Source organism: Streptomyces sp. NBC_01257, assembly GCF_035917255.1.
GTDB lineage: Bacteria > Actinomycetota > Actinomycetes > Streptomycetales > Streptomycetaceae > Streptomyces.
In genome coordinates, this window is sequence record NZ_CP108472.1 from 6244911 (window position 1) to 6266588 (window position 21678).

Annotated in this window: 23 protein-coding genes; 20 read left to right on the forward strand and 3 right to left on the reverse strand. The window is 69.1% G+C overall.

The window, feature by feature from the left end; translation table 11 throughout:
- The first annotated feature begins 221 nt into the window (after positions 1–221).
- The 20 genes from OG408_RS27340 to OG408_RS27435 all read left to right on the forward strand — a co-directional run bounded on the left by OG408_RS27340 (position 222) and on the right by OG408_RS27435 (position 17672).
- On the forward strand, positions 222–1322 hold the full coding sequence (locus OG408_RS27340; protein ID WP_266782890.1) for an LCP family protein: 1101 nt from the start codon (positions 222–224) through the stop codon (positions 1320–1322).
- A gap of 166 nt (positions 1323–1488) precedes the next feature.
- Positions 1489–1713 (forward strand): 50S ribosomal protein L31, encoded by a 225-nt coding sequence (rpmE, locus tag OG408_RS27345; RefSeq protein ID WP_123461667.1) that lies wholly within the window; start codon positions 1489–1491, stop codon positions 1711–1713.
- Positions 1714–1862: 149 nt separating this feature from the next.
- A complete protein-coding gene (gene prfA, locus OG408_RS27350) occupies positions 1863–2939 on the forward strand; it encodes a peptide chain release factor 1 (protein ID WP_266782892.1) in 1077 nt (358 codons plus the stop codon).
- A 51-nt stretch (positions 2940–2990) separates the two neighbouring features.
- The gene (gene prmC, locus OG408_RS27355; protein WP_266782894.1) at positions 2991–3836 is read left to right on the forward strand and encodes a peptide chain release factor N(5)-glutamine methyltransferase; all 846 of its coding nucleotides are present in this window, start codon (positions 2991–2993) and stop codon (positions 3834–3836) included.
- 46 nt (positions 3837–3882) lie between these two features.
- Complete coding sequence (locus OG408_RS27360; protein WP_266782896.1) at positions 3883–4530, forward strand: L-threonylcarbamoyladenylate synthase; 648 nt, start codon at positions 3883–3885, stop codon at positions 4528–4530.
- Positions 4527–5168, forward strand: coding sequence for an arsenate reductase/protein-tyrosine-phosphatase family protein (locus tag OG408_RS27365; RefSeq protein ID WP_266782898.1), 642 nt, complete (start codon positions 4527–4529; stop codon positions 5166–5168). Before OG408_RS27360 ends, OG408_RS27365 begins: the two co-directional genes overlap by 4 nt.
- Before the next feature lie 119 nt (positions 5169–5287).
- Positions 5288–6553: a serine hydroxymethyltransferase gene (glyA, locus tag OG408_RS27370; RefSeq protein ID WP_326672499.1), complete on the forward strand. Its 1266-nt coding sequence runs from the start codon at positions 5288–5290 to the stop codon at positions 6551–6553.
- A gap of 123 nt (positions 6554–6676) precedes the next feature.
- Positions 6677–7045: a hypothetical protein gene (locus tag OG408_RS27375; protein WP_326672500.1), complete on the forward strand. Its 369-nt coding sequence runs from the start codon at positions 6677–6679 to the stop codon at positions 7043–7045.
- Between the two features lie 198 nt (positions 7046–7243).
- Complete coding sequence (locus OG408_RS27380; RefSeq protein WP_266782904.1) at positions 7244–7489, forward strand: helix-turn-helix domain-containing protein; 246 nt, start codon at positions 7244–7246, stop codon at positions 7487–7489.
- Between the two features lie 189 nt (positions 7490–7678).
- Positions 7679–9070, forward strand: coding sequence for an MraY family glycosyltransferase (locus tag OG408_RS27385; protein ID WP_266782906.1), 1392 nt, complete (start codon positions 7679–7681; stop codon positions 9068–9070).
- 259 nt (positions 9071–9329) lie between these two features.
- On the forward strand, positions 9330–9767 hold the full coding sequence (locus OG408_RS27390) for a hypothetical protein (RefSeq protein ID WP_266782908.1): 438 nt from the start codon (positions 9330–9332) through the stop codon (positions 9765–9767).
- 226 nt (positions 9768–9993) lie between these two features.
- Positions 9994–10815, forward strand: a complete 822-nt coding sequence (gene atpB / locus OG408_RS27395) for a F0F1 ATP synthase subunit A (RefSeq protein ID WP_266782910.1) — start codon at positions 9994–9996, stop codon at positions 10813–10815.
- A 67-nt stretch (positions 10816–10882) separates the two neighbouring features.
- Entirely contained in the window at positions 10883–11134 is a 252-nt protein-coding gene (gene atpE / locus OG408_RS27400; RefSeq protein WP_266782912.1) for an ATP synthase F0 subunit C, read from the forward strand.
- 37 nt (positions 11135–11171) lie between these two features.
- Positions 11172–11717 (forward strand): F0F1 ATP synthase subunit B, encoded by a 546-nt coding sequence (locus tag OG408_RS27405; RefSeq protein WP_266782914.1) that lies wholly within the window; start codon positions 11172–11174, stop codon positions 11715–11717.
- The gene (locus tag OG408_RS27410) at positions 11714–12529 is read left to right on the forward strand and encodes a F0F1 ATP synthase subunit delta (protein WP_326672505.1); all 816 of its coding nucleotides are present in this window, start codon (positions 11714–11716) and stop codon (positions 12527–12529) included. The genes OG408_RS27405 and OG408_RS27410 overlap by 4 nt, the downstream gene beginning before the upstream one ends.
- 140 nt (positions 12530–12669) lie before the next feature.
- On the forward strand, positions 12670–14241 hold the full coding sequence (gene atpA, locus OG408_RS27415; protein WP_266782918.1) for a F0F1 ATP synthase subunit alpha: 1572 nt from the start codon (positions 12670–12672) through the stop codon (positions 14239–14241).
- 3 nt (positions 14242–14244) lie between these two features.
- On the forward strand, positions 14245–15159 hold the full coding sequence (locus tag OG408_RS27420; protein ID WP_266782920.1) for a F0F1 ATP synthase subunit gamma: 915 nt from the start codon (positions 14245–14247) through the stop codon (positions 15157–15159).
- On the forward strand, positions 15159–16601 hold the full coding sequence (atpD, locus tag OG408_RS27425) for a F0F1 ATP synthase subunit beta (protein WP_266782922.1): 1443 nt from the start codon (positions 15159–15161) through the stop codon (positions 16599–16601). Before OG408_RS27420 ends, atpD begins: the two co-directional genes overlap by 1 nt.
- 109 nt (positions 16602–16710) lie before the next feature.
- Entirely contained in the window at positions 16711–17085 is a 375-nt protein-coding gene (locus tag OG408_RS27430) for a F0F1 ATP synthase subunit epsilon (protein ID WP_266782924.1), read from the forward strand.
- 140 nt (positions 17086–17225) lie between these two features.
- The gene (locus OG408_RS27435) at positions 17226–17672 is read left to right on the forward strand and encodes a DUF2550 domain-containing protein (protein ID WP_266786450.1); all 447 of its coding nucleotides are present in this window, start codon (positions 17226–17228) and stop codon (positions 17670–17672) included.
- A gap of 102 nt (positions 17673–17774) precedes the next feature.
- On the opposite strand, the gene OG408_RS27440 is transcribed toward OG408_RS27435, so the two are convergent.
- The 3 genes from OG408_RS27440 to OG408_RS27450 form a co-directional block, all read right to left on the reverse strand.
- Positions 17775–19646, reverse strand: coding sequence for a glycoside hydrolase family 18 chitinase (locus OG408_RS27440; protein WP_326672508.1), 1872 nt, complete (start codon positions 19644–19646; stop codon positions 17775–17777).
- A 179-nt stretch (positions 19647–19825) separates the two neighbouring features.
- A complete protein-coding gene (locus OG408_RS27445; protein WP_266782927.1) occupies positions 19826–20476 on the reverse strand; it encodes a response regulator in 651 nt (216 codons plus the stop codon).
- Complete coding sequence (locus tag OG408_RS27450) at positions 20473–21669, reverse strand: sensor histidine kinase (protein ID WP_266786452.1); 1197 nt, start codon at positions 21667–21669, stop codon at positions 20473–20475. Before OG408_RS27450 ends, OG408_RS27445 begins: the two co-directional genes overlap by 4 nt.
- Positions 21670–21678: the final 9 nt, after the last annotated feature.

Genomic DNA, 21678 nt, shown 5'->3' on the forward strand with positions numbered 1-21678 from the left:
CGGCCGGTTGCCTGTATCCGGCAAGAAACCGCAGGTGAGCGCCGGATCACCGGCTGTTCCCGCACCCCGCGCACCGGCCCGCCGCTTACCCGGAGGCCACGGGTCCCTGTGCAACCCTTCTTGTCGCCGCCGCGTCGTAACCCAAGAGCGACACAGCGGCACTCAGACCCGCACACCACAGCAGGGGGTAGCCGGGAGCAGCCGAGGAACGAGGGAGACGGATGACCGAGCAGAGCGGGAGCGCCAGCCGAATACGGGCCACCGGCAAGCGCCGGAGGAAGCCGTCCGGTCGCCGCAGGGCGACCGTCATAGCCGCCTGGAGCCTGGCCGGCGTGGTCGTCGTGGGCGGAGCGGGGCTCGGCTACGCGTACGTCCACCTCAACGGCAACCTCAAGGCCGTCGACATCAACAACGCGCTGGGCAAGGACCGCCCCGACAACGTCGACAACGGCTCCGAGGACATCCTCGTCCTCGGCTCCGACTCCCGTTCCGGTGCCAACTCCCAGTACGGCGAGGACCAGGGCGGCGCGCGCTCCGACACCGCGATGGTCGTGCACGTCAACAAGGGCCACAAGACGGCGAGCGTCGTCTCCATCCCGCGCGACACCCTCGTCACCCGGCCCGAGTGCACGGGCGACGAGAGCGGACAGCCCGTCGCCGGGGAGCAGCGCGCGATGTTCAACACCGCGTACGAGGTCGGCGGACCGGCCTGCGCGGTCAAGACCGTCGAGTCGATGTCGGGGATCCGGATGGACCACTACATCGAGGTCGACTTCACCGGGTTCAAGAAGCTGGTCGACAAGCTCGGCGGTGTCGAGATCACCACCAAGCAGGCGATCAACGACCCCAAGAGCCATCTGAACCTCGAACCCGGCACCCACACACTGAACGGCGAGCAGTCGCTCGGCCTGGTCCGTACCCGCAAGAGCGTCGGCGACGGCAGCGACCTCGGCCGTATCCAGCTCCAGCAGGCCTTCATCAAGGCGCTGATGGAACAGGCCAAGAGCGTGGGCATCCTGAACGGCACCAAGCTCTACGGCATCGCGGACACCGCGACCAAGGCCATCACCACCGACTCCGACCTCGGCTCGGTCAAGGAGCTCGCGTCCTTCGCGAGCGGGCTCAAGGGGCTCGGCTCGAACGACGTCCACATGGTGACCCTGCCCGTCGAGTACGACCCGGCCGACCCGAACCGTGTCATTCCGCAGGAGAAGGCCGGCAAGCAGGTGTGGACGGCGCTCCTGAACGACCGGCCGATCCCCGCCTCCGCCACCGAGAAGTCGGCGGGCGACAAGGGCGACGCGGGCCAGATCGTCCAGTGATCCCGGACCGGACCGCACGGTGATCCCGGACGCCCGGGAATACTGGGCGGCCGACCCCCGTTTTGGGAGATACGGCCAGTCCTGGCAGACTGGTACGTCGGCCCCGGTTCACGGACGCGCAATCCGCGCGTACGACCCGGCGCCCTCCCGAACCTAGGAGAAACCCTTGAAGCGCGAGATCCACCCCCAGTACGTCGAGACCCAGGTCAGCTGCACCTGTGGCGCGTCGTTCACCACCCGGTCCACCCTGGACAGCGGCGCCATCCGTGCGGACGTCTGCTCCGAGTGCCACCCGTTCTACACGGGCAAGCAGAAGATCCTCGACACCGGTGGCCGTGTGGCCCGCTTCGAGGCCCGCTTCGGCAAGGCCGCCGGCTCCGCCAGCAAGTAGCGAGCCACTGCGCCGGTCCTTGGCGCCCTCTTTCCGGGGGCGCCGAGGCCGGCGTTTTTTCCGGCCGGGGTACGGACACCCCGTATCCCGCCCGGTCAGGCATCCGCCTGCCGGCAGGCACGACGAGCGAAGAAACCAGGAGCCCGAAGATGTTCGAGGCGGTCGAGGAACTGATCGGCGAACAGTCCGATCTCGAGAAGAAGCTCGCGGACCCCGCGGTCCACGCCGACCAGGCGAACGCGCGCAAGCTCAACAAGCGCTACGCCGAGCTGACTCCGATCGTCGCGACCTACCGCTCCTGGAAGCAGACCGGCGACGACATCGAGACCGCCCGCGAGTTCGCCGCCGACGACCCCGACTTCGCGGCCGAGGTCAAGGAACTGGAGAAGGAGCGCGAGGAGCTCACCGAGAAGCTCCGCCTCCTGCTCGTTCCCCGCGACCCCAGCGACGACAAGGACGTGCTCCTGGAGATCAAGGCGGGCGCGGGCGGCGACGAGTCCGCCCTGTTCGCCGGCGATCTGCTGCGCATGTACCTGCGCTACGCCGAGCGCGTCGGCTGGAAGACCGAGATCATCGACTCCACCGAGTCCGAGCTCGGCGGCTACAAGGACGTCCAGGTCGCCGTCAAGACCAAGGGCGGCAACGGGGCCACCGAGCCCGGCCAGGGCGTCTGGGCCCGGATGAAGTACGAGGGCGGCGTGCACCGCGTGCAGCGCGTGCCCTCCACCGAGTCCCAGGGCCGCATCCACACCTCCGCCGCCGGTGTGCTGGTCACGCCCGAGGCCGAGGAGGTCGACGTGGAGATCCACGCCAACGACCTGCGGATCGACGTCTACCGCTCGTCCGGCCCCGGCGGCCAGTCCGTCAACACCACCGACTCCGCGGTCCGCATCACGCACCTGCCCACCGGTGTCGTCGCCTCCTGCCAGAACGAGAAGAGCCAGCTCCAGAACAAGGAGCAGGCCATGCGTATCCTGCGGTCGAGGCTTCTCGCCGCGGCCCAGGAAGCCGCCGAGCAGGAAGCGTCCGACGTACGCCGCAGCCAGGTGCGAACGGTCGACCGGTCCGAGAAGATCCGTACGTACAACTTCCCGGAAAACCGGATCTCGGACCACCGCGTCGGCTTCAAGGCGTACAACTTGGACCAGGTGCTCGACGGGGATCTGGACGCGGTCATCCAGGCCTGTGTCGACGCCGACTCCGCAGCCAAGCTCGCCGCCGCATAAGCCTGAGCCCCACAGCCCCGCACCGCTCGTGAACCCGTACGGAGAACCGCGATGAACCTGCTGCTCGCCGAGGTGGCCCAGGCCACCCAGCGGCTGGCCGACGCCGGTGTCCCTTCACCGCGATTCGACGCGGAGGAACTAGCCGCGTTCGTGCACGGCGTCAAGCGGGGCGAACTCCACAACGTGCCGGACACCGACTTCGACGCCCGCTACTGGGAGACCATCGCCCGGCGCGAGGCCCGCGAACCGCTCCAGCACATCACCGGACGCGCCTTCTTCCGCTATCTGGAGCTCCAGGTCGGACCCGGTGTCTTCGTGCCCAGGCCGGAGACCGAGTCGGTCGTCGGCTGGGCGATAGACGCCGTCCGCGCGATGGACGTCGTCGAGCCGCTGATCGTCGATCTCTGCACCGGATCGGGCGCCATCGCCCTCGCCATGGCCCAGGAGGTGCCGCGCTCGCGCGTGCACGCCGTGGAGCTGTCCGAGGACGCCCTCAAATGGACCAGGAAGAACGCCGAGGACTCCAGGGTCACCGTGCACCGCGGCGACGCCCTGACGGCCCTTCCCGAGCTCGACGGCCAGGTCGACCTGGTCATCTCCAACCCGCCGTACATCCCGCTCACCGAGTGGGAGTACGTGGCACCCGAGGCCCGTGACCACGACCCGGAGATGGCCCTCTTCTCCGGCGAGGACGGCCTCGACACCATCCGCGGCATCGAGCGCACCGCCCACCGTCTGCTGCGCCCCGGCGGCCTCGTCGTCATCGAGCACGCCGACACGCAGGGCGGCCAGGTGCCGTGGATCTTCACCGAGGAGCGTGGCTGGGCCGACGCGGCCGACCACCCCGACCTCAACAGGCGTCCCCGGTTCGCCACGGCCCGCAAGGCCATGCCGTGACCGGTGCAGACCACCCCTACCCGTACATGCTTGAGGAGGCCGGCTGATGGCACGGCGATACGACTGCAACGACGCCACGGACCGTACGACGGGTCTGCGCGAGGCCGCGTCCGCCGTCCGCCGCGGCGAACTGGTCGTGCTGCCCACCGACACCGTGTACGGGATCGGTGCGGACGCCTTCAGTTCCGAGGGCGTCGTCGACCTCCTGGCCGCCAAGGGCCGCGGCCGCAACATGCCCACGCCCGTCCTCATCGGCTCGCCGAACACCCTGCACGGCCTGGTCACCGACTTCTCGGAGCAGGCGTGGGAGCTGGTGGACGCCTTCTGGCCGGGCGCGCTGACGCTCGTGGCCAAGCACCAGCCGTCGCTCCAGTGGGACCTCGGTGACACCCGCGGCACCGTCGCGATCCGGATGCCGCTGCACCCGGTCGCCATCGAACTGCTCACGGAGGTCGGCCCGATGGCCGTCTCCAGCGCCAACCTCACCGGACACCCGTCTCCCGAGGACTGCGACGCCGCCCAGGAGATGCTCGGGGACTCCGTCTCCGTCTACCTCGACGGCGGCCCGACGCCGGGCATCGTCCCGTCCTCGATCGTCGACGTCACCGGCAAGGTGCCGGTCCTGCTGCGCGCCGGCGCGCTCTCCGCGGAGGAGCTGCGCAAGGTGGTACCCGACCTCGAGGTGGCCAATTGACCGCCCCTGAGGGGCGTGGCATAGCGGGGCAGACCGACACCTTCCGCATCCTCCACGTCAGCACCGGCAACGTCTGCCGCTCGCCCATCACCGAGCGGCTGACCCGCCATGCCCTCGTGGACCGCCTCGGCGACCCGCTGCAGGGCGGACTGATCGTGGAGAGCGCGGGCACCTGGGGGCACGAGGGCGCCCCGATGGAGGCCAACGCCGAGGTGGTGCTCGCCGACTTCGGCGCCGACGCCACCGGGTTCGTCGGCCGGGAGCTGCTGGACGAGCACGTGATCCGTGCCGACCTGGTGCTCACCGCCACCCGCGACCACCGGGCCCAGGTGATCTCGATGGGCCACTCCGCGGGACTGCGGACCTTCACGCTCAAGGAGTTCACCCGGCTGGTCCGGGCGATAGACCCCGCGACGCTGCCCGACGCGCGCGACGAGGGCGTCGTCGAACGCGCCCGCGCGCTGGTCCGCGCCGCCGCCGCGCTGCGCGGCTGGCTGCTGGCCCCGACCGCCGAGGCCGACGAGGTCTACGACCCGTACGGCGCGCCCATCACGTTCTTCCGGTCCGTCGGCGACGAGATCAACCAGGCGCTGGACCCGGTCGTCACCGCACTGACGGGCGTTTCGGCGCCGCGCTGAGGACCTGGCCGCCCCCGCCGCCCCGTACGGGCGCACGACGGCCCGCGACAGCGGGCAGCGGACCCCTCGCGGGCCTACATTGGAGCTGACGCCACCCCTCCCCAGGCCCGGAGCCCCCGATGCCGGTCACCACCGCTGCCGCACCCTCCGCCGTCGCCGCGCTGCCGCAGGACTTCGGCGCCCTGCTCCGGGAGGATCCGGAGATCGCCGACGTGCTGGCGGGGGAGTTGCGCCGGCAGTCCGAGACCCTTCAGCTGACCGCGGCGGAGAACTTCACCTCGCCCGCGGTACTGGCCGCCCTCGGCTCACCGCTCGCCAACAAGTACGCCGAGGGCTACCCCGGCGACCGCCACCACGGCGGCTGCGAGCAGGCGGACGCCGCCGAACGCATCGCGATCCGCCGCGCCACCTCGCTCTTCGGCGCCGAGCACGCCAACGTCCAGCCCCACTCCGGATCGTCGGCCGTCCTCGCGGCGTACGCGGCGCTGCTGCGGCCCGGTGACACGGTCCTCGCGATGGGGCTCCCGTACGGCGGCCATCTCACCCATGGCTCGCCCGCCAACTTCTCCGGCCGCTGGTTCGAGTTCATCGGTTACGGGGTCGACTCCGAGAGCGGTCTGATCGACTACGACCAGGTCCGCACGCTGGCCCGCACGCACCGCCCCAAGGCGATCGTCAGCGGCTCGATCTCCTACCCGCGCCACCCCGACCACCAGCTGTTCCGGGAGATCTGCGACGAGGTGGGCGCCTACCTCATCGCCGACTCCGCGCACCCGATGGGGCTGATCGCCGGGGGAGCGGCGCCGAGCCCCGTGCCGTACGCGGACGTGGTCTGCGCGACCACGCACAAGGTGCTGCGCGGGCCGCGCGGCGGCATGATCCTGTGCGGCGCGGAACTGGCGGAGCGGATCGACCGCGCGGTCTTCCCCTTCACCCAGGGCGGCGCGCAGATGCACACGGTGGCCGCGAAGGCCGTCGCGTTCGGCGAGGCTGCGGCGCCGGCCTTCGCGGGGTACGCCCATCGGGTGGTGGCCCACGCCCGGGTGCTGGCTGCCGGTCTGGAGGCCGAGGGCTTCGACGTGACCACCGGTGGCACCGACACCCATCTGATCGTCGCCGACCCGGCCCCCCTCGGCGTCGACGGCCCCACCGCCCGGGCCCGGCTCGCCGCCGCGGGCCTGGTGCTGGACACCTGCGCCCTGCCGTACGGCGACGCCCGGGGCATCCGGCTCGGGACCGCGGCCGTCACCACCCAGGGCATGGACGACGCCGACATGGCCCGGCTCGCCGTGCTGTTCGGGGCCGCGGTGCGCGAGGAGGGCGACGTCCGCGCGGAGGTACGGGAGCTGGCGGCGGCGCACCCGCCGTACGCGGAGTCCTCCTGAAGTCGTAGCCGCATCGGGCATCGCCTGAAGTGGCAATTGTCGTTCCTGCGCCTCTCGCAGAGGATGTTTTCGAACTGTTCGAAAACGACATGTGCCCATGGCATGGGCACAACAGGGGGAACGATGAGTCGCTGGAAGAACCTGTCCGCGGTGGCGATTTCCACCACCATGTTCTCCGTGCTGCTGGCGAGCGGCGCGCAGGCCGTGCCCCAGGACGCCGGGGCGAGCACCCAGGCGGTCAAGAGGGCGAGCATCAAGTGCACCAAGCCCGCAGGAAAGGTCACCAACTACTCCTGGGGCGACGGGAGCTACGACTCGGTCACGGTCTACTTCAACAACCACTGCAGCCACAAGGTCGGAGCCAAGCTCCACTTCCAGGCCGGCGGCGGCCAGAAGACCACCCGCTGTCTGACGACGAACGGTGGCACCAAGGGCAAGAAGAAGTTCAGCGTCACCCGCTACCACCTGAAGAAGATCACCAAGGGCTGCTGACACCCGCCCCGCACGAGGAGCGCCGACGGAGGCAATCCGTCGGCGCTCCTTTGCGGTTCGGGAAATGCAACAGCGCAATGTCGGACCCCTCACGTAGGCTGACGGCCGGAAATCAGCTACACGGACCACTGACCCGGTCTCTGACCAAGCCGGGTCCTTTGCCGAGGGGGATTGTTGAGGAACTCCGATATACCTGTTATGCCGGAAAAGTCGGTCACGGGATTACCGGAACGTGACCTCGATCTGTCACGGCTGACCGAGCGGGAGGCCGAGGTGTGGCTCCTGCTGGCCGACGGACAGCCGAACCGGATCCTGGCCCGCAGACTGGGTATCGCCGAACGGACTTTGCGAGCGCACATCACCAGTCTGACCAGAAAACTGGGCATCGGATCCCGTATCGAGGCCGCCCTGCTGGCCCTGCGTCACCGCGAGGGCGTGTCCTGAGCCCGGCCGGAGCGGCCCGGGCGGGGTGAGCCCGCACACAGTGGACGCGTCCCGGCCGGTCCCTCCGGAGCAGGCCGGACCGCTCCGGAGGGGCCGGCGCACGGTGAGGATGCGGTGCCCGTGGCCACCGTCCCGTCCTCGGCCCCTCCCGATGCGAATAGAGTGTCCGGGACCGACCGGCAACTTCCTGTGGGGCAGCCCGTGCGTGATTACCTGCTGACGCTCTGTGTCACGGCCGCGGTGACCTACCTGCTCACCGGCCCGGTGCGTAAGTTCGCCATCGCGGTCGGGGCGATGCCCGCGATCCGTGCGCGGGACGTCCACCGCGAACCGACACCGAGGCTCGGCGGCATCGCCATGTTCGGCGGGCTGTGCGCGGGACTGATCGTCGCCAATCACCTGGCCAACCTGGACGGGGTCTTCGAGCTCTCCAGCGAGCCGCGGGCGCTGCTCTCCGGAGCGGCGCTGATCTGGCTGATCGGCGTCCTGGACGACAAGTTCGAGATCGACGCCCTGATCAAACTGGGCGGGCAGATGATCGCCGCGGCGGTCATGGTCCTCCAGGGCCTCACGATCCTGTGGCTGCCGATCCCCGGCGTCGGCACCGTCGCGCTCACCCCCTGGCAGGGCACGCTGCTCACGGTCGCGCTGGTCGTCATCACGATCAACGCGGTCAACTTCGTCGACGGACTGGACGGTCTGGCGGCGGGCATGGTCCTCATCGCGTCGGCCGCCTTCTTCCTCTACACGTACCGGCTCTGGTACGGGCACATGATCGAGGCGGCGGCCCCCGCGACGCTGTTCACGGCGATTCTGATGGGCATGTGCCTCGGCTTCCTGCCGCACAACATGCACCCGGCCCGGATCTTCATGGGGGACTCCGGCTCGATGCTGATCGGCCTCGTCCTGGCGGCGGGCGCGATCTCGGTGACCGGCCAGGTGGACCCGGACACGATGAAGATCTTCGAGGGCAGTGAGCGCCAGGCGACCCACGCGATGCTGCCCGTCTTCATCCCGCTGCTGCTGCCGCTGACCATCATCGCGATCCCGGCGGCCGACCTGGTGCTGGCGATCGTGCGGCGTACCTGGAACGGGCAGTCGCCGTTCGCGGCGGACCGCGGCCATCTGCACCACCGGCTGCTGGAGATCGGCCATTCGCACAGCCGGTCGGTGCTGATCATGTACTTCTGGTCGGCCCTGATCGCGTTCGGCGCGGTCGGATACTCGGTGCACTCGGCGTCCATGTGGATCGTCCTGGTGATCGTGGGGCTGAGCGCGCTGGGGCTGATCCTGCTCCTGATGCCCCGCTTCACGCCGCGCGCCCCGCGCTGGGCGGAACGCTTCGTGCCGCCCCGCTACCGCCGCCGGCGCCGCCGTGGGGCCGAGCCCTCCGAGGCGGAGCAGATCACCGGCGAGGAGAGCCAACAGGGGGCCCTGGATGCCCAGATGGGGCAGGAGGGGCCGGAGCCGGCGCCGCAGGCCCCGATCGCGGCGGGGGTGTCCGGCGTCAACGGCGCGACCGCGATCGGCCCTCGTTCGCGTTTCGCGGACCGGCGGAAGGCCGGTTCGACGCGTCGATGATTCGGGCACCAAGGGGCATTACCAGACAAGTCGTTGAGTTGTCTTGCTCACACGCGCGGATTAGCTCTCACGTGTGACAGCAAGCACACTTTCTAGGTAAAGACCTCATCAAATAGTTTGTGATACCGTTCACGAACCCGGTGGCAGAGCCGAAGGACCTGAGTAGCACGGTCCCTTGGGCCCGAGGCATCGACTCGCACCGGGCCTACGCTCGTCCATGACGACACACTGCCCACCCCCAGCAAGCGGAGCTGCCGCCATGCCGTCCAACGACGTCCGGACTCTCCTCCAGACCGCCGTACCCACCGCTGTCGCCGGCGCAGTCGCCGCCGCGATCAGCGGAGGCGTCGCCGGTGGCAAGGGAGCCCTGGGCGCGATCGTTGCGACGATCGTGGTCATCCTCTTCATGGGGATCGGACTGGTGGTCCTGCAACGGACCGCCCGGTCCATGCCTCACCTCTTCCAGGCGATGGGGCTCGCGCTCTACACGGCGCAGCTCCTGCTCCTGTTCATCTTCGTCGCCGTATTCAAGAACACCTCGCTGTTCAACCCGAAGGCCTTCGCGATCACTCTGGTCGTGACGACACTCGTGTGGATCGGCGCACAGGCGCGTGCGCACATGAAGGCCAAGATCCTTTACGTGGAACCCGAGTCGGACAAGGGCGAAAAGCCCAAGAAGCCGGGGTCCGCAGCGTGAAGGGTAGGGGCGGAATAAGTGCAGGTTCACGACCCTGCTATCGTCCGGTTCCAACTGCGGCACTGCGGGCGCGGGCATGTGAGCTGACGCCTGCACGATCGCGAGGCTCAAATGCCTGACTGCCGCTCACACATCCGAAACACCAGTCCAGTGCCGAACCGCGGCTGCGCGCCGCGCCGACACAACGAGGTTGCCGTACCTATGCGCCACGCTGAAGGAGCCCGCGGTGAGTGCTGACCCGACACAGGTGCTCGCCTTCGAGACCGATTGCCACCTCTTCTCCGGATGTGGCTTCGACGCACCCGGCTTGCATTCGTTCCTGTTCGAACCCCTCTGGGGCGATGCGGACAGCAACTTGTACTTCAACAAGACGATGCTGCTGGCCCTGCTCGGCTCGGTCATCATCGTTGGCTTCTTCTGGGCCGCTTTCCGTAAGCCGAAGCTGGTTCCCGGCAAGCTCCAGATGATCGCCGAGGCCGGATACGACTTCGTCCGCCGCGGCATCGTCTACGAGACGATCGGCAAGAAGGACGGCGAGAAGTACGTCCCGCTGATGGTCTCGCTGTTCTTCGTCATCTGGATGATGAACCTCTGGTCCATCATTCCGGTTGCCCAGTTCCCCGTGACGGCGATCATCTCGTACCCGGCGGCCCTCGCCGCGATCGTCTACGTCCTGTGGGTCGTCCTGACCTTCAAGAAGCACGGCTTCGTCGGCGCCTTCAAGAACTTCACGGGCTACGACAAGAGCCTCGGCGGGGTTCTGCCGCTCTCGATGACCATCGAGTTCTTCTCGAACCTCCTGGTCCGGCCGTTCACGCACGCGGTGCGACTGTTCGCGAACATGTTCGCGGGCCACACGCTCCTGCTGCTGTTCACGCTGGCCAGCTGGTACATGCTCAGCGGCATCGGGATCGCCTACGCAGGTGTCTCGTTCGTGATGGTCATCGTGATGACCGCCTTCGAGCTCTTCATCCAGGCTGTCCAGGCCTATGTGTTCGTGCTGCTGGCCTGCAGCTACATCCAGGGCGCTCTCGCCAAGGGCCACTGAGCACCCACCTCCTGAAGCACCCGGTGGCCAACCCCCACCGGACCAAGAAAGAGAAGGAAGAACCGGCATGTCTGCTCTCCAGACCCTCGCCGCCACCAGCGTCGAACTCAAGGGCAACCTCGGCTCGATCGGTTACGGCCTCGCTGCGATCGGCCCCGGCGTCGGCATCGGCATCATCTTCGGTAACGGCACCCAGGCGCTGGCCCGTCAGCCCGAGGCCGCCGGCCTCATCCGCGCCAACCAGATCCTCGGCTTCGCCTTCTGTGAGGCGCTCGCCCTGATCGGTCTGGTCATGCCGTTCGTCTACCCGACCTCCTGACCGGTCGCGAACAGCCCATTCGACGGAAGGCACTGACGTGAACCCCCTGGTTCAGCTCGCGGCGGAGGAAGCGGAAAACCCGCTCATTCCGCCGATCCCTGAGCTCGTCATTGGCCTCATCGCTTTCGTCATCGTCTTCGGCTTCCTCGCCAAGAAGCTCCTCCCGAACATCAACAAGGTTCTGGACGAGCGTCACGAGGCCATCCAAGGCGGGATCGACGAAGCCGATGCGGCCCGGACCGAGGCCCAGAGCGTTCTTGAGCAGTACAAGGCTCAGCTCGCCGAGGCCCGCCACGAAGCCGCTCGTATGCGCCAGGAGGCGCAGGAGCAGGGCGCCGTGATCCTGCAGGAAATGCGGGCCGAAGGCCAGCGCCAGCGCGACGAGATCGTCGCCGCCGGCCACGCGCAGATCGAGACCGACCGCAAGGCCGCGGCGTCCGCGCTGCGCCAGGACGTGGGCAAGCTCGCCACCGACCTGGCCGGCAAGCTCGTCGGCGAGTCCCTCGAGGACCACGCCCGGCAGAGCGGCACCGTCGACCGCTTCCTCGACGACCTCGAGGCGAAGGCCGAGGCCGTCCGATGAACAGCGCGAGCCGCGAGGCACTGGCTGCCGCACGCGAGCGCCTCGACGCACTGACCGACTCCACGTCGGTCGACGCGGCGAAGCTCGCCGAGGACCTGGCCGGCGTCACGGCGCTGCTGCACCGCGAGGTGTCGCTGCGCCGGGCCCTGACCGACCCGGCGCAGGCCGGCGAGGCCAGGGCCGAGCTGGCCGGACGGCTGCTGAGCGGTCAGGTGGGCGGCGAAGCCGTCGACCTGGTCTCCGGCATGGTCCGCTCGCGCTGGTCGCAGTCGCGTGACCTGGTCGACTCGGTCGAGGAGCTGGCGAACACCGCCGACCTCACCGCCGCGCAGCGCAGCGGAGACCTCGACGACGTCGAGGACGAGCTGTTCCGGTTCGGCCGGATCGTGGCATCGGACACCGGTCTGCGCGCCGCGCTCACCAGCCGGACCGCGACCCCCGCCGCCAAGGGCGAGCTGCTGCGCAGCCTGCTCGGCGGAAAGGCGCGGCCGACCACCGAGCGCGTCATCGTGCGGCTTGTCACCCAGCCCCGGGGACGTAGCCTGGAAGCGGGACTCGATGCCCTCTCCAAGCTCGCCGCGGAGCGTCGTGACCGTACGGTCGCCATCGTCACCTCGGCGGTGCCGCTCAGCGACCGGCAGAAGCAGCGCCTCGGCGCCGCCCTGGCGAAGATCTACGGCCGGCAGATGCACCTGAACCTGGACGTGGACCCCGAGGTCCTCGGCGGGATCGCGGTGCGGGTCGGCGACGAGGTCATCAACGGCACCATCGCGGAGCGCCTCGACGAGGCGACCCGTCGCATGGCCGGCTGACAGCCGCGCGGCGCACAAACAGAACAGAGCAAGACCAGCGGCCCGGTTGGGCCGTGCAGAAATTGCAGAAGATTCCTGGGGGTCGGCCCCCAGACCCCCTTAAGAAACTTCGGGCCCAACAAGGAGAGCAGGGAACCCAGATGGCGGAGCTCACGATCCGGCCGGAGGAGATCCGGGACGCGCTGGAGAACTTTGTCCAGTCGTACAAGCCGGACGCGGCCTCGCGCGAGGAGGTCGGTACGGTCAGCGTTGCCGGCGACGGCATCGCAAAGGTGGAGGGCCTGCCCTCCGCCATGGCGAACGAGCTGCTGAAGTTCGAGGACGGCACCCTCGGTCTCGCCCTCAACCTCGAGGAGCGCGAGATCGGTGCGATCGTCCTCGGCGAGTTCAGCGGTATCGAGGAGGGCCAGCCGGTGCAGCGCACCGGTGAGGTGCTCTCCGTCGGCGTCGGCGAGGGTTACCTCGGCCGCGTCGTCGACCCGCTCGGCAACCCGATCGACGGTCTCGGCGAGATCGCGACCGACGGCCGCCGCGCCCTCGAGCTGCAGGCCCCTGGCGTCATGGTCCGCAAGTCGGTGCACGAGCCGATGCAGACCGGCTACAAGGCCGTCGACGCCATGGTGCCGATCGGCCGCGGCCAGCGTCAGCTGATCATCGGTGACCGTCAGACGGGCAAGACCGCTCTGGCCGTCGACACGATCATCAACCAGCGCGACAACTGGCGCTCGGGCGACGTGAACAAGCAGGTGCGCTGCATCTACGTCGCCATCGGTCAGAAGGGCTCCACCATCGCCTCCGTGCGTGGTGCGCTCGAAGAGGCCGGTGCGCTGGAGTACACGACCATCGTCGCCGCCCCGGCGTCCGACCCGGCCGGCTTCAAGTACCTCGCGCCGTACACCGGTTCGGCCATCGGCCAGCACTGGATGTACGCGGGCAAGCACGTCCTCATCATCTTCGACGACCTCTCGAAGCAGGCCGACGCCTACCGCGCCGTGTCGCTTCTGCTGCGCCGTCCGCCGGGCCGTGAGGCCTACCCGGGCGACGTCTTCTACCTCCACTCGCGTCTGCTGGAGCGCTGCGCCAAGCTCTCCGACGACATGGGTGCCGGTTCGATGACGGGCCTCCCGATCGTCGAGACCAAGGCGAACGACGTGTCGGCGTTCATCCCGACCAACGTCATCTCCATCACCGACGGTCAGTGCTTCCTGGAGTCCGACCTGTTCAACGCCGGTCAGCGTCCGGCCCTGAACGTCGGTATCTCGGTCTCCCGCGTCGGTGGCTCCGCCCAGCACAAGGCCATGAAGCAGGTTTCCGGCCGGCTCCGCGTGGACCTCGCCCAGTACCGCGAGCTGGAGGCGTTCGCCGCCTTCGGTTCCGACCTGGACGCGGCCTCCAAGGCGTCGCTGGAGCGCGGCAAGCGCATGGTCGAGCTGCTGAAGCAGCCCCAGTACCAGCCGATCCCCGTCGAGGAGCAGGTCGTCTCCGTCTGGGCCGGCACCACCGGCAAGATGGACGACGTCCCGGTCGAGGACATCCGTCGCTTCGAGAGCGAGCTGCTGGAGTACATGCGCCGCGAGCGCAAGGACCTCCTGACCAGCATCGTCGAGGGCGGCAAGATGTCCGACGACACGCTGCAGTCGATCGCCGACGCGATCGCCGCGTTCAAGCAGCAGTTCGAGACCTCGGACGGCAAGCTTCTGGGCGAGGGCTGATCGATGGGCGCTCAGCTTCGCGTTTACAAGCGCCGCATCCGCTCCGTCACCGCCACGAAGAAGATCACCAAGGCGATGGAGATGATCGCCGCCTCGCGCATCGTCAAGGCGCAGCGCAAGGTGGCGGCCTCGATGCCGTACGCCACCGAGCTGAACCGTGCGGTCACCGCGGTGGCGACCGGCTCCACCACCAAGCACCCGCTGACCACCGAGGCCGAGTCCCCGGCCCGGGCCGCGATCCTGCTCGTCACGAGCGACCGCGGTCTGGCCGGCGGTTACTCCGCGAACGCCATCAAGGCCGCGGAGAAGCTGACCGAGCGGCTGCGCGGTGAGGGCAAGGAGGTCGTCACGTATGTGATCGGCCGCAAGGGTGTCGCCTACTACAACTTCCGCGAGCGCAAGGTCGCGGAGTCGTGGACCGGCTTCACCGACAGCCCGACGTACGCGGATGCGAAGCGGGCCGCCGCCCCGCTGATCGAGGCGGTCACTCTGGAGACCGCCGAGGGCGGCGTGGACGAGCTGCACATCGTCTTCACCGAGTTCGTCTCGATGATGACGCAGAACCCGGTGGACAACCGGATGCTGCCGCTCAGTCTCGACCTCACGAAGGACGAGGACGGCAAGGGAGAGATCCTGCCGCTGTTCGACTTCGAGCCGTCGGCGGAGGACGTCCTCGACGCCCTGCTTCCGCGGTACGTCGAGAGCCGGATCTACAACGCGCTGCTGCAGGCCGCTGCTTCCGAGCACGCTGCCCGCCGCCGCGCGATGAAGTCGGCCACCGACAACGCCGGGGAGCTCGTCAAGAGCCTCTCCCGGCTTGCCAACGCGGCCCGCCAGGCCGAAATCACCCAGGAAATCAGCGAGATCGTCGGTGGTGCCAGTGCGCTGGCCGACGCGACCGCGGGGAGTGACAAGTAATGACGACCACAGTTGAGACGGCCGTTGCCACGGGCCGCGTCGCCCGGGTCATCGGCCCGGTCGTCGACGTGGAGTTCCCCGTCGACGCGATGCCGGAGATCTACAACGCGCTGACCGTCCAGGTGGCCGACCCGGCCGAGGACGGCAAGCTCAAGAAGCTGACGCTCGAGGTCGCCCAGCACCTCGGCGACGGCGTGATCCGCGCGATCTCGATGCAGCCCACCGACGGTCTGGTCCGCCAGGCCCCGGTGACGGACACGGGCAACGGCATCACGGTGCCGGTCGGCGAGATGACCAAGGGCAAGGTGTTCAACACCCTTGGTGAGATCCTGAACAAGCCCGAGGCCGAGGCCGAGGTCACCGAGCGCTGGCCGATCCACCGCAAGGCGCCCAGCTTCGACCAGCTCGAGTCCAAGACCGAGATGTTCGAGACCGGCGTCAAGGTCATCGACCTTCTCACCCCGTACGTCAAGGGTGGAAAGATCGGTCTGTTCGGTGGTGCCGGTGTCGGCAAGACCGTGCTGATCCAGGAAATGATCTACCGCGTCGCCAACAACCACGACGGTGTGTCGGTGTTCGCGGGCGTCGGTGAGCGTACCCGTGAGGGCAACGACCTCATCGAGGAGATGGCCGAGTCCGGCGTCATCGACAAGACGGCGCTTGTCTTCGGTCAGATGGACGAGCCCCCGGGCACCCGTCTGCGGGTCGCGCTTGCCGGTCTGACCATGGCGGAGTACTTCCGCGATGTGCAGAAGCAGGACGTGCTCTTCTTCATCGACAACATCTTCCGGTACACCCAGGCCGGCTCCGAGGTGTCCACCCTGCTCGGCCGTATGCCGTCCGCGGTGGGTTACCAGCCGAACCTGGCCGACGAGATGGGTCTGCTGCAGGAGCGCATCACGTCGACCCGTGGTCACTCGATCACCTCGATGCAGGCGATCTACGTCCCCGCGGACGACCTGACCGACCCGGCTCCGGCCACCACCTTCGCCCACCTCGACGCGACGACGGTTCTCTCCCGTCCGATCTCCGAGAAGGGCATCTACCCGGCCGTGGACCCGCTGGACTCCACGTCCCGGATCCTGGACCCGCGCTACATCGCGCAGGACCACTACGACACCGCCATGCGTGTCAAGGGAATCCTGCAGAAGTACAAGGACCTCCAGGACATCATCGCCATTCTCGGTATGGACGAGCTCGGCGAGGAGGACAAGCTCACCGTCTTCCGCGCCCGTCGCATCGAGCGGTTCCTGTCGCAGAACACCCACGTCGCCAAGCAGTTCACCGGCGTGGACGGTTCGGACGTGCCGCTCGAGGAGTCGATCACCGCGTTCAACGCGATCGCCGACGGCGAGTACGACCACTTCCCCGAGCAGGCGTTCTTCATGTGCGGTGGCATCGAGGACCTCAAGGCCAACGCCAAGGAGCTCGGCGTCTCCTGAGCCTCCGGCTCACCGAGGGGGGCGGGTGCGTCCCGTCCCCCTCACCACGCCCCGTAGAATTGACCCAACACCCGGCATGACCGCCGGGTGGTGACCCGAGGAGCCACCCTTGGCTGCTGAGCTGCACGTCGAGCTGGTCGCCGCGGACCGCAGTGTCTGGTCCGGCGAGGCCACCCTGGTCGTCGCGCGCACCACGTCCGGCGACATCGGCGTCATGCCCGGTCACCAGCCGCTTCTGGGTGTGCTGGAATCGGGCCCGGTGACGATCCGTACGAGCGACGGTGCGACCGTCGTAGCCGCTGTGCACGGCGGTTTCATCTCGTTCGCCGACGACAAGCTCTCGCTGCTGGCGGAGATTGCCGAGCTGGCGGACGAGATCGATGTAGAGCGCGCAGAGCGTGCGCTCGAGCGTGCGAAGTCGGACACGGACGGCGCCGCCGAGCGTCGCGCCGATGTGCGACTGCGTGCGGTGGCGGTGCACTAGCCACCCCGCGCGATGTCTTTACCCTCAGCCGCGGCCCGTGCTGGAGACCCCTCCAGACCGTGTCGCGGCTGAGGCGATGCAGGTGCAGATGCGTGTGTGGCGGTATCCGTTTACTCGACGATGCGAGGAGGTCGGTGGAGATGTTCCTCGCGCTGTGGGTGGGCGGGCTGGTCGTCGCACTGGTCGCGGTGGGTCTCTTCGTCTTCGGTCTTCGCCGGCGGCTGATTCAGCGCTCCGGCGGGACCTTCGACTGCAGCCTGCGATGGAATGTGCCCGTGGAGCCCGATCTGTCGGGCAAGGGCTGGGTGTACGGCGTCGCCCGGTACAGCGGCGACAAGGTGAACTGGTTCCGGGTCTTCAGCTACTCCCCGCGTCCGCGCCGGGTGCTGGAGCGCTCCGCGATCGAGGTCGTCACCCGCCGGCTGCCCGAGGGCGAGGAGGAGCTCGCGCTCCTGTCCGACGCCATCGTGCTCGGCTGTCTCCACCGGGAGACCCGCCTGGAGCTGGCGATGAGCGAGGACGCCCTCACCGGATTCCTCGCCTGGCTGGAGGCGGCGCCTCCCGGCCAGCGGGTCAACGTGGCCTGAGGCCCGGGTCCCTTACAGACGAAAACCGGGGAGACAGGGGGCGGACCTGTCTCCCCGGTGCTTTTCGGGGTTACGCGATGCTTGCCGAAGCGGTGGGGACCGCTACTTCAGACCGTTGTTCATCGCGCTCACGAGTTCACCGTTGCTGGTGTCCCCGCTGAACTCCCAGAAGAACGCGCCTCCCAGACCCTGGCTCTTCGCCCAGGTCATCTTCGACGCGATGGTGGCGGGGGTGTCGTAGCTCCACCAGTTGGTGCCGCAGTGCGCGTACGCCGTGCCGGCGACCGTTCCGGTGGCGGGGCAGCTGTTCTTGAGGACCTTGTAGTCCTCGATGCCCGCCTCGTACGTGCCAGGGGCCGCTCCGGTGGCGGTGCCGCCGGGAGCGTCCTGGGTGACGCCGGTCCAGCCGCGGCCGTAGAAGCCGATGCCGAGCAGCAGCTTGGACGCCGGGACGCCCTGGGTCTTCAGCTTGGCGATGGCCTCGGAGGCGCTGAAGCCTGCCTTCGGGATGCCGGTGTACGGGTTGAGCGGGGAGTGCGGGGCCGTCGGGCCCTTCGCGTCCCAGGCGCCGAAGAAGTCGTACGTCATCACGTTGTACCAGTTCAGCGACTGCGCGGCGCCCGCGTAGTCGGCGGCGTCGATCTTGCCGCCCTGGGAGCCGTCGGCCGTGATGGCGGCGGTCACCAGGTTGTTGCTGCCGAACTTGGTGCGCAGCGCGGACGTGAGGGACTTCAGTGCGGCCGGGCCGCTGGTGTCACAGGTCAGACCGCAGGCGTTCGGGTACTCCCAGTCGATGTCGATGCCGTCGAAGACATCGGCCCAGCGCGGGTCCTCCACCAGGTCGTAGCAGGACTGGGCGAAGGCGGCCGGGTTCTGCGCGGCCTGGCCGAAGCCGCCGGACCAGGTCCAGCCGCCGAAGGACCACAGGACCTTGATGTGCGGGTACTTGGCCTTGAGCTTGCGCAGCTGGTTGAAGCTGCCGCGCAGCGGCTGGTCCCAGGTGTCGGCGACGCCGTCGACGGACTGGTCGGCGGTGTACGCCTTGTCGTAGTCGGCGTAGGAGTCACCGATCGTGCACTTGCCGCCGGTCACGTTGCCGAAGGCGTAGTTGATGTGCGTGATCTTCGCGGCGGAACCGGAGGTGTCCAGGTTCTTGACGTGGTAGTTGCGTCCGTAGACGCCCCACTCGGCGAAGTAGCCCAGGTTGACCTTGGAGCCGGTGCCGGGGTCGGTGCCTCCGCCGCCGGTGGTGTGCACCTTGACCGCGCCGCTGACCGGACCGGTCTGGTCGGCGGTGTCCCGGGCCTGCACGGTGTACGAGTAGTCGGTACCCGCGGTGAGGCCGGTGTTCGTGTACGTGGTGCCGGTGACCGTGGCGACGACCGCGCCGTCCCGCAGGACGTCGTAGTTCTTGATGCCCTTGTCGTCGGTGGCGGCGCTCCAGCTGATCTTCGCCGAGGTGTCGGTGACGGCGCTCGCGGTGGGGGTGCCCGGCGCGGAGGGGGCGTTGTCACCGGGGACACTGCCGCCGTCGCAGGAGGCGCCGTTCAGCTTGCAGCCGGAGGGGGCGCCGGCGCCGGTGCCGTTGAAGCCGAAGGAGACGCTGGCGCCCGGTGCGACCGAGCCGTTCCAGCCGAGGTTCTTGGCGGTCCAGTGGGTCCCGGAGCTGGTGACGGTGGCGTCCCAGGCGGAGCCCACGGCGGTGCCGGAGGGGAAGTCCCACTCGATGGTCCAGGAGCTGAGGGCGGTGGTACCGGTGTTCTTCACCGTCCACTGGCCCTCGAAGCCGCTGCCCCAGTCGGACTTCTTGACGTACGTGGCGGTCGCGGAGGTGGCGGCTTCGGCGGGGGAGGCCATGCCGACCATCGCGGCGAGCGGAAGGAGCAGTGCGGTGAGGCCCGCGACGGCTCTGGATCTGGTGGCTTTTCCGGCCCCGAATCTGAATCGGGTCCGGCGGGGGGTCTCAGTGCTCAACGGTGCTCCTCGGGTGAGGTCCGGACAAACGGGGGTGGTCCGTGGACTGCTGACCCTGCGCCGCCCTGAGCGTGCCCCGTCAGGGCACCCTCACCGCAGTGTGTCCGGTGAGATTAGGAAGGTCTGGACCAATCGTCAAGAGGTCCAGACCAAAGATCGGAGTGGGGCGCGCTTAAACCTCAGACGCCCAACTCCTGTGCCAGCACGGCCGCCTGAACCCTGCTGCGCAGTTCCAGCTTCCCCAGCAACCGGCTGACGTGCGTCTTTACCGTCGCCTCGGCCATCGACAGCCGCTCCGCGATCTCCGCGTTCGACAGCCCTTCGCCCAGGCAGCCGAGCACCTCCCGCTCGCGCCGGGTGAGGGCGTCGAGGACCGCCCGGTCGGCTCCTCCCGCCTGCCGGCCGGGCGCGCTGCCGGCGAACTCCGCGATCAGCCGGCGCGTCACCGACGGGGCGATCAGCCCCTCGCCGCGCGCCACCGTCCGCACCGCGTCCAGCAGTTGGCGCGCCTCGGTGTCCTTCAGCAGGAAGCCCGAGGCCCCGGCCCGCAGCGCGCCGAAGACGTACGCGTCCAGGTCGAAGGTCGTCAGCACCAGCACGTCCGCCAGCCGCTCCGCGACCACCTGCTTCGTCGCCGACACCCCGTCCAGCCGCGGCATCTGAATGTCCATCAGCACCAGATCCGGGCGCAGTTCACGGGCCAGCCGCACGGCCTCCTCGCCGTCGCCCGCCTCCCCGACGACCTCGATGTCCGGGGCGCTGCCCAGGATGAGCACGAGCCCCGCCCGTACGGCCGACTGGTCCTCGGCGACCAGAACCCGGATCGTCATGACCTCACCTTGCCTTCCCCGACGGGCAGTTCCGCCCGTACGCGCCAGAACTTCGTCCCGTCCCCGCTCTCCACCGCGCCCGCAGTGAACTCCCCGCCGAGCAGCGCCACCCGCTCCCGCATGCCCACCAGGCCGGCCCCCGACCCCGGCGCCCGCGGCCCCGGCCGCTCCCCGAGCACGCTGCTCACCTCCACCGTCAGCCGCCCGTCGGCCTGCCGCAGCCGCACCACGACCGGGCCCGGCGAGGCGTGTTTGAGCGCGTTGGTGAGGGACTCCTGGACGATGCGGTACGCGGCGAGCTCGACCGGCGCGGGCAGCCGGCCCCGCTCGGTGCGGGCGTCGTCCAGCGTGCAGGTCAGCCCGCTGGAGGCGGCGTTCGTCCGGTGCTGCTCGATGAGGGCGTCCAGCGAGCCGAGCGTGGGCGAGCTGCTCGGCTCCAGGTCCGCCGCCCCGGTGCGCAGAAGACCGATCAGGCGGCGCATTTCGGCCAGACCGTCGACGCTGTTCTCCCGGATCACCCCGAGGGCGTCGCGGGAGGTCGCCGGGTCGTCGATGGAGAGCGCGGCGGTGGAGTGGATGGCGATCGCGGAGAGGTGGTTGGCGACCATGTCGTGCAGCTCGCGGGCCATCCGGGCGCGTTCGGCGGTCACCGCCTGGGCGCGGTCCATCTCGGCCAGCAGCGCCGTCTGGTCGGCGCGCAGCCGGGCGGTCTCGGCGGCGTCCCGGTGGTTGCGCACGCTCACCCCGGTGATGGCGGGCACGAACGAGATCAGTCCGGTGACGATGCCGATGAGGAGCGCCTCGGCGTCCCGGAACCAGGCCAGGAAACCGATCGTGACTGTGACCGTGATCAGGAGCGTGGTCACCGGGATCCGCCGGGCGGCGGCCGGGGTGCCGTACAGCACGGCCGCGTACATCAGGTCGGTGAACATCAGGACCGTCGCCAGGTTCCCGGGCGTGAACTGGTCCGCGATCAGCGCGAGCGTGCCGATGACCAGGGCCGTCTGCGGCGCGCTCCGGCGCATCAGCTCCAGCGCCGACATCACGGCGAGCGGCAGGAGCGCGGTCCAGGGGGCGTCGAGGAGCCGGCCGTTCTGCATGTGCAGACCGAGCAGGGACAGGACCGCTCCGCCGAGCAGTCCGATGACGGCGATGAGGACGTCGTCGCGGTGGGGGCGGGCCGGAGAGAACACCCACCCATC